Raw genomic sequence first — 7,675 nt, 5'->3', positions numbered from 1 at the left:
TCGATGCCCGGCAAGGGGTGCTGCGCCAGACCAGGCGCCATTCGATCATCGCCTCGCTGCTCGGCATCCGCCACATCGTGCTGGCAGTCAACAAGATCGATCTCGTCGATTTCGACCAGGCGGTCTTCGACCGGATCGTTGAAGACTACCGGCAATTCTCGCGCGATCTCGGCTTCCAGACCATGGTGCCGATCCCGATGTCGGCCCGTTACGGCGATAATGTCAGCCGCCGCTCGGACAGCATGGAATGGTATTCCGGCCCGACGCTGATCGAGCATCTCGAAACCGTGTCGGTCGATGAGGCGGTGGTCGAACTGCCGTTCCGTTTTCCGGTTCAGTATGTCAATCGCCCCAATCTCGACTTTCGCGGCTTTGCCGGCACGATCGCTTCCGGCTCGGTTTCACCCGGCGACGAGGTCGTTGTCGCCAAGTCCGGCAAATCCTCGCGCGTCAAGCGGATCGTCTCGTATGGCGGCGACCTTGCCCAGGCGGCTGCCGGCCAGGCCGTCACGCTGGTCCTTGACGACGAGGTCGAGATATCACGCGGCAACATGCTGGTTTCGCCTGCCGCACGGCCGCAGGTCGCAGACCAGTTCGCCGCCAACATCGTCTGGTTCGACGAGCATGCGCTGCTGCCCGGTCGCTCCTACATCCTGCGCACCGAGACCGATCAGACCAGCGCCACCGTCACCGATCTGAAATACCGGATCAACGTCAACGACTTTGCCCATGAAGCGGCCAAGTCGCTCGAAATGAACGAAGTCGGCATCTGCAACATCTCGACGCGGACGCCGATCGCCTTCGATCCCTTCGCCGAGAACCGCACCACCGGCGCCTTCATCCTGATCGACCGCATCTCGAACGCCACGGTCGGCGCCGGCATGATCCTGCACTCGCTGCGCCGCGCCGAAAACATCCATTGGCAATCGCTCGATGTCGGCAAACGCGTCCGCGCCGACATGAAGAACCAGCGGCCCGCGGTGTTCTGGTTCACCGGGCTGTCGGGCTCCGGCAAGTCGACCATCGCCAACCTGTTCGAAAAGAAGCTGTTCGCCACCGGCCGCCATACTTATATCCTGGACGGCGACAACGTCCGTCACGGTCTCAACCGCGATCTTGGTTTCACCGACGCCGATCGCGTCGAGAACATCCGCCGCGTCGCCGAAGTGGCGCGTTTGATGGCCGACGCCGGGTTGATCGTCATTGTGTCGTTCATTTCGCCGTTCAGCGCCGAGCGGCGCATGGCGCGCGAATTGATGGCCGACGGCGAGTTCATCGAGGTGTTTGTCGATACGCCGTTCGAGGAATGCGCCAGGCGTGATCCGAAGGGCCTCTATGCGCGCGCACTGAATGGCGAGATCAAGAATTTCACCGGCGTCGATTCCCCTTACGAAGCGCCGGAAAACCCGGAAATCCATCTCAAGACACTCGGCAAATCGGCCGAGGAGATGGTGGACGCCCTGGAACACTGGCTGAACGAGCGCGACATTGCCGAAGACCAATACGACAACGGCGGCGGCATCTGACGACAGGCTGATGCTCGAAATCTTCGAACGGCTGGCCCTGGCGGCCGGGCGCGAGGTGATGCGTGTGTTCCATGCCGGCTGCGCGGTCGACCGGAAATCAGATTCCTCGCCGGTGACCGAGGCGGACCGCGAGAGCGAGAAGATCATTCTCGCCGGACTGCGTGCGGCATTTCCCGACATTCCCTGCGTGGCCGAGGAGGAGGCATCCGCCGGCATCGTGCCGCCCGACCTGGACGGGGCTTTCTTTCTGATAGATCCGCTCGACGGCACCAAGGAATTCGTCAACCGCCGCACCGACTTCACCGTCAACATAGCGCTTGTCCGTCACGGCGTGCCGGAAGTCGGCGTCGTCTTTGCGCCCTGCACGGGCCGCTTCTTTTCCGGCCTGCCGGGCAGGGCGGAATCTCTTGAAATCAATGGCGACTACCAGATCGTCGGCCGCCGGCCGATTGCGGTGAGAACGGCCGTGGCGCCGCTGGCCGTCGTCGCCAGCCGTTCCCACAACACGCCGGAAACCGAGGCCTATATTCGCGACCTCGGTGCCGCCGAAATCGTCTCGGTAGGCTCGTCCTTGAAATTCTGCCTTGTCGCCAGCGCCGAGGCGGATGTCTATCCGCGCTTCGGCCGCACCATGGAATGGGACACGGCGGCGGGCGATGCCGTGCTGCGCGCGGCCGGCGGCATGACGCGCACGCTGGACGGCCAGCCTTTGGTCTATGGCAAGCGCGGGCAAAGCGACGACGAGGATTTTGCCAATCCGCATTTTATCGCCAGCGGGGCAGGGGCCAATCCCGTCTGAGACCGGTCGACAGATTACTCGGCTGCGGCCTGCGCTGAATTCGAACCGACATAGTTGCGGATCGTTTCGATGATGCGGTCCTGGTCGGCTTCGCTGAGATAAGGGTGCATCGGCAGACAGAGGATCCGCTTCGGCAGTTCTTCCGACACGGCAAGGCCGGTCGGTGTGCGTGGGTAGTCGCGATAAGCAACCTGGTCATGCAGCGGCTTCACATAATAGATGACCGACGGGATACCCTTTTCACCGAGATGCGCCTTCAGCCCGTCGCGCTTCGGAGTCTCTATCGCGTACTGCGCCCAGGCCGAACGGCCGCCGTCCAGATTGAGGGCGGCGGTAACGACGTCGCCGAGCCCATCGGCATAGCGCTTTGCCACCACCTGGCGGGCAACCATCTCGTCTTCGAGAATGGCCAGCTTCTCGATCAGGATCGCCGCCTGCAGCGTGTCGAGCCGCGAATTGATGCCAACGCGGACATTGTCGTATTGTGTTTCGCCCTTGCCGTGGAAGGCGAAAGACCTGAGCTGCTCGGCCAGCGCATCGTCATTGGTAAACATCGCGCCGCCGTCGCCGTAGCAGCCAAGCGGCTTTGCCGGATAGAAGCTGGTCGAGCCGACGGCGCCGAAGGAACCGCACATCTTGCCGTCGAGCGAACCGCCCATCGACTGGGCGGCATCCTCGATCACCATCAGCCCTTCGCGGTTGGCGATCGCCATGATCGCCTCGTAGTCGGCGGCAAGGCCGAACAGGTCGACGGGGATGATTGCTTTCGGCTTCAGCCGGCCTTCCTTCTTGATCATGGCGATGGCGGCTTCGAGGCTGGCAATGTCAATGTTGTAGCTATGCGGGTCGACATCGACGAAAACCGGCTCGGCCTTGGCCAGTGCCACCACTTCGGCGGTGGCGGCGAAAGTGAAGCTCGGCACGAACACCGCGTCGCCAGGGCCAACGCCTGCCGCGAACAGCGGCAACAGCAGTGCATCGGTGCCGTTGGCGCAGGCCACGACATGCTTGGTGCCGATATAGGCGGCCAGCTTGTTCTCGAACTCGGTGACTTGCGGGCCGAGGATATAGCGGCCCTCGTCGACGACACGGTCGATCGCGGCCTTCAGCCGGTCGCGGATTCGTTCGCGCTGCGCGCCAAGATCGATGAACTGCATGTCGGCCTCAAAACGGGTTAGCCAGATAACCGGCCGCTGGTACCAGAGTTGCGCCCGCCGAGAAAGCCGAACAGGCAGAACCGCGAATTGCCTAGGTGTCGCAGCCCGTTACCTGTATCCCCCGGCGGACCATCGCGAGATGCCGGAAATCCGGGCTTAGTCGGGCGCGATCCGACATTCATACCTCCGGGATCGACCCTTGCGAAACATAAAGTGATCGACTGGCTCAATCTATGTTGAGCGTTACTCAGACGATCTCATGCCGCCACGGCGGATTGGCGCCGGCCCGTGACACCGTGACCGCCGCCGCCTTGGCGCCGAGCGCCAACGCCTTGTGGATGGCATCTTTCGACAGGTCGGAAATAGCCGCCTTCGTCAGCAGGCCCTGCTCATGCAAGGAGGCGAGGATGCCGGCGTTGAACGTGTCGCCGGCTCCGACCGTGTCGACCACCTCGACCTTTTCCGGCATGACCGTGACAGCGTGTTCCCTGGTATAGCCGGCTGCGCCTTCGCTGCCATGCGTGACGACGATCAGCTTGGGGCCGCGATCGAGCCAGTTGCGGATGACATCCTCGTGCGAGCCGGCTTCGCCGAACCAGTTCAAATCTTCGTCCGACAGTTTCACGATGTCGGCCATCGCCATCATGGCGCGGATGCGCCTGAGGTGCTTGGCCTTATCCGGGATGAAGTTCGGGCGGATGTTGGGATCGAGCATCATGACGCGGCTTGCATGCTCGCGCTTCATGAACTCCTCATAGGCACTGCCGGCGGGCTCCGAGATCAGGCTGATGGCGCCGAACAGCATGGCTTCGATCTCGTTGCCGAGCTGCGGCAAGTCGTCGATGGTCAGCATGCGGCCAGCGGTGTTCTCGTCATAGAATGTGTAGGTCGCCTGGCCGTTGGTGAGCTTGACGAAGGCCAGCGTCGTTGGCCGAGGCGAGGTGTGCGCATAGGTGGAGCTGACCTTGCTCGCCCCCAGCGCATCCCTGAACTGTCCGCCGAACAGGTCCGACGACAGTCCGGAAAAAAAGCCGGCCGGCGCGCCGAGCCGGCCAAGTGCGATCGCCGTGTTGAACACTGCACCGCCGACGTAAGGCGCGAAAGCCGGCTCGCCCGCTGTCGTCGTACGCGGCAGCATGTCGATCAGGGCTTCGCCGCAGCAGAGGATCATGGCTTCCTGGTCTCCGGCGGATAGATCACGCCCTTGCGGATGATGATGTTGGCGTAGAGCCGCGGCTCGCTTGTCGCGACGATGGCATGCGCCGATCTGACCCGTGCATAGAAGTCGGCGCCGGCCAGTGCAACCACCTTGCGGCCCGGCGCGCGTTTGGCGCAGGTAGCCTCGATCTCATGATGGACGGGATCGGCAAGCGATGGATCGCCTTTGACAGAGGCACGAAACAGAGCCTCCGGCACAACGTCATCGACAGGCAGGACGCTCAATATCGCGTCGAGCACCGGGATGAGGTGGTGACCATCGGCCCGCACCAGCCGGGTCGCCTGTTGTTCGGCCGGATAATTTCCGTCGACGAGGGCGATTTCGTCGCCATGGCCCATGCCGCGCAAGATCGCCAGAAGCTCCGGACCGAGCAGCGCCGGGATTCCGATCAGCATCAGGCGCTCCTGGAAATCGTCGTCGAGCTGATCAGGAAGCGTTCGGAAAGTGGCAGGCTGGCGCCGCCGAGCGCCCTGGCATGAATGCCGACGGTTCCCTCGCGTACGGCGGGCAACTTCAAACCTTCACCGTCGATCGTGGCGATGGCCGCGATGATGGCGTCGACCAGCCGGCGGCGCACCGCCTTCGGCATCCATCCGTCGATCACCGCCGCTTCGAAATCGATGACCGAGGATGCGGCGACGATGGCGTAGGCGAGCGCTCGCGAGGCGCTGGCGATCCAGTCGTCGAGCTCGGATCCGATCTCGCCCCAGTCTTCCGGCGATGTCCACAGATGCGAAGCCTCGACGCCGCGCGCATTGAGCGCCTTTTCGAGCATGGCGATGGACGCCACGTCGATCAATTGGGTCGGCTTGCCGTCCGGCCCTGGCACGGGCATGGAGCCGAGTGCTCCGGCATTGCCGGTGGGACCGCCAAAAAGCCGGCCATTCAGCACGATGCCACCGCCGGCAAAGGCGCCGATATAGAAATAGACGAAGTCACGCGCAGCACTCGTCTGGCCGAAGACGAGTTCGGCGCCGCAGGCTGAAGTGGCGTCGTTCTGCAGGTAGACCGGAAAATCGCATTGCGCCTGGATGTCGGCCCTGATGTCGCGGTGACGCCATTCGTCCATGACGTCGCGCGGGGCGCCGGCTGTATCGGCCCAGTTCCACAATTCGAACGGCATGGCGATGCCGAGCCCGGCGATGCGCTTGTCCTGTGCGGGCGTCAGTTCCCCGCGCATCTGCCGCATGCCGTTGCTGACGAAATCCACCGTCTCGCGTGGCGCCGGGTAACGATAGGAATGCTGCAGCATCGAGCGCACATTGCCGAGAAAGTCGATCAGCACGAGTTCGGCGCTGCGCCGGCCGATCTTCAGCCCAATGAAGAAAGCACCCTCGGGATTGAGCGCCATCGGGATGGAGGGCTGGCCGATCTTGCCCCGCAACGGCGCCTGGCGCAGCAGGAGACTTTCTTCCTCCAACTCGCGCATGATGACCGAAACCGTCTGCGCCGAAAGTCCGGTCATGCGGGCGATGTCGGATTTCGCCAGGCTGCCATGCTGGCGCACCAGCGAGAGCACCAACCGCTCGTTGTGGTCGCGCATGCCGCTCTGGTTGGTGCCGCGGTGAATGAGGCTGTCATTCGCCTCGGGCGAACCGTGCCTCGCTATGGCGGTTTCCACCCTGTTCCTCCCGTCGTTTCCCCGCAATGCTTTTGGGCCAGAATGGGTGAATGAAGCAAGGCTGTCAATAATAAATAAGAGTGATTTAATTATTGACAGGGGCTTCGGCCTGGTGTCTGTTGAGGCAGCGTCCACGCTGGGAGAATTTCGTTGGATGCGCTGCAGGTGCCGGTTGGCCGGCATCCGGAATGGTTCCACTGGGAGGAAAATCGTGACCAATACAAAACTGTTGAAATCGACCGTGTTTGCCGCCGCGGCTCTGGGCCTGATGGCGTTTGCGTCGTCCGCATCCGCGGCCGGTGTCGGTGCCTGCCTGATCACCAAGACCGACACCAACCCCTTCTTCGTCAAGATGAAGGAAGGCGCCACGGCGAAGGCCAAGGAACTCGGCGTCGATCTCAAGACCTACGCCGGCAAGATCGACGGCGACAGCGAGAGCCAGGTGGCGGCGATCGAAAGCTGCATCGCCGACGGCGCCAAGGGTATCCTGATCACCGCATCCGACACCAAGGGCATCGTGCCGACCGTGAAGAAGGCGCGTGATGCCGGCCTGCTGGTGATCGCGCTCGACACACCGCTCGATCCGATCGACGCCGCCGACGCGACCTTTGCGACGGACAATCTCGAAGCCGGCAAGCTGATCGGCGCCTGGGCCGCCGCCACGCTTGGCGACAAGGCCAAGGACGCCAAGATCGGCTTCCTCGACCTGACGCCTTCGCAGCCGACCGTGGACGTGCTGCGCGATCAAGGCTTCATGATGGGCTACGGCATCGACGTGAAGGACCCCAACAAGATCGGCGATGAGGACGATGCGCGCATCGTCGGCCACGACGTCACCAACGGCAACGAGGAGGGCGGCCGCAAGGCGATGGAAAACCTTCTGCAGAAGGACAACACCATCAACGTCATCCACACCATCAACGAGCCCGCAGCTGTCGGCGCCTATCAGGCGCTCAAGGCCGTCGGCCTCGAAAGCCAGGTGCTGATCGTTTCCGTCGATGGCGGCTGCCCCGGCGTGAAGTCGGTGGCCGAAGGTGTCATCGGCGCAACGTCGCAGCAATATCCGCTGCAGATGGCGGCGCTCGGCATCGAGGCGATCGCCGCTTTCGCCAAGGACGGAACCAAGCCGAAGCCGACCGAAGGCAAGAATTTCTTCGACACCGGCGTCAATCTGGTGACCGACAAGCCGGCCACCGGCGTGAAGTCCATCGACACCAAGGAAGGCCTCGCCAAGTGCTGGGGCTGATGCCGGTCTGAAAGGCATCTACGCAACCTGAGCGGTCGGGGCTTGATCCCCGACCGCTTCCGGTGGACGATGGTCGCGTGACCGCGAACAATCCCGGCAGCAGACCG

General features: G+C 63.1%; 7 protein-coding genes. 3 read left to right on the top strand and 4 right to left on the bottom strand.

Features of this window, described 5'->3' with window-relative positions; genetic code table 11:
• The coding region (gene cysC / locus NKG99_RS23625; protein WP_352871102.1) for an adenylyl-sulfate kinase at positions 1 to 1,526 on the top strand (1,526 nt) is incomplete at its 5' end.
• Between the two features lie 10 nt (positions 1,527 to 1,536).
• The gene (cysQ, locus tag NKG99_RS23620; RefSeq protein WP_352871111.1) at positions 1,537 to 2,325 is read left to right on the top strand and encodes a 3'(2'),5'-bisphosphate nucleotidase CysQ; all 789 of its coding nucleotides are present in this window, start codon (positions 1,537 to 1,539) and stop codon (positions 2,323 to 2,325) included.
• Between the two features lie 14 nt (positions 2,326 to 2,339).
• Here cysQ and NKG99_RS23615 read toward each other — a convergent pair whose 3' ends face one another.
• The 4 genes from NKG99_RS23615 to NKG99_RS23600 all read right to left on the bottom strand — a co-directional run bounded on the left by NKG99_RS23615 (position 2,340) and on the right by NKG99_RS23600 (position 6,322).
• Complete coding sequence (locus tag NKG99_RS23615; RefSeq protein ID WP_352871100.1) at positions 2,340 to 3,482, bottom strand: DegT/DnrJ/EryC1/StrS family aminotransferase; 1,143 nt, start codon at positions 3,480 to 3,482, stop codon at positions 2,340 to 2,342.
• Between the two features lie 247 nt (positions 3,483 to 3,729).
• Positions 3,730 to 4,653: a carbohydrate kinase family protein gene (locus tag NKG99_RS23610; RefSeq protein ID WP_352871098.1), complete on the bottom strand. Its 924-nt coding sequence runs from the start codon at positions 4,651 to 4,653 to the stop codon at positions 3,730 to 3,732.
• Complete coding sequence (locus NKG99_RS23605; protein ID WP_352871096.1) at positions 4,650 to 5,096, bottom strand: RbsD/FucU family protein; 447 nt, start codon at positions 5,094 to 5,096, stop codon at positions 4,650 to 4,652. The genes NKG99_RS23610 and NKG99_RS23605 overlap by 4 nt, the downstream gene beginning before the upstream one ends.
• Positions 5,096 to 6,322 (bottom strand): ROK family transcriptional regulator, encoded by a 1,227-nt coding sequence (locus NKG99_RS23600; RefSeq protein WP_352871094.1) that lies wholly within the window; start codon positions 6,320 to 6,322, stop codon positions 5,096 to 5,098. Before NKG99_RS23600 ends, NKG99_RS23605 begins: the two co-directional genes overlap by 1 nt.
• A gap of 268 nt (positions 6,323 to 6,590) precedes the next feature.
• Between NKG99_RS23600 and NKG99_RS23595 the strand changes: the two genes are divergently transcribed.
• Positions 6,591 to 7,568 carry a sugar ABC transporter substrate-binding protein gene (locus NKG99_RS23595; RefSeq protein WP_502898064.1) on the top strand — a complete coding sequence of 326 codons (978 nt, stop codon included), beginning with the start codon at positions 6,591 to 6,593 and terminating at the stop codon, positions 7,566 to 7,568.
• Positions 7,569 to 7,675: the final 107 nt, after the last annotated feature.

The organism is Mesorhizobium sp. M1409, assembly GCF_040317535.1.
GTDB lineage: Bacteria > Pseudomonadota > Alphaproteobacteria > Rhizobiales > Rhizobiaceae > Mesorhizobium.
The sequence above is the reverse complement of the archived record's forward strand: the minus strand, read 5'-3'. Positions and strand labels throughout refer to the sequence as shown.

What these genes read in the sequence shown, in the direction of transcription:
- cysQ (WP_352871111.1), top strand. Translation starts at nt 1,537, where the DNA reads ATGCTCGAAATCTTCGAACGGCTGGCCCTGGCGGCCGGGCGCGAGGTG.
- NKG99_RS23615 (WP_352871100.1), bottom strand. Translation starts at nt 3,482, where the DNA reads ATGCAGTTCATCGATCTTGGCGCGCAGCGCGAACGAATCCGCGACCGG.
- NKG99_RS23610 (WP_352871098.1), bottom strand. Translation starts at nt 4,653, where the DNA reads ATGATCCTCTGCTGCGGCGAAGCCCTGATCGACATGCTGCCGCGTACG.
- NKG99_RS23605 (WP_352871096.1), bottom strand. Translation starts at nt 5,096, where the DNA reads ATGCTGATCGGAATCCCGGCGCTGCTCGGTCCGGAGCTTCTGGCGATC.
- NKG99_RS23595 (WP_502898064.1), top strand. Translation starts at nt 6,591, where the DNA reads ATGGCGTTTGCGTCGTCCGCATCCGCGGCCGGTGTCGGTGCCTGCCTG.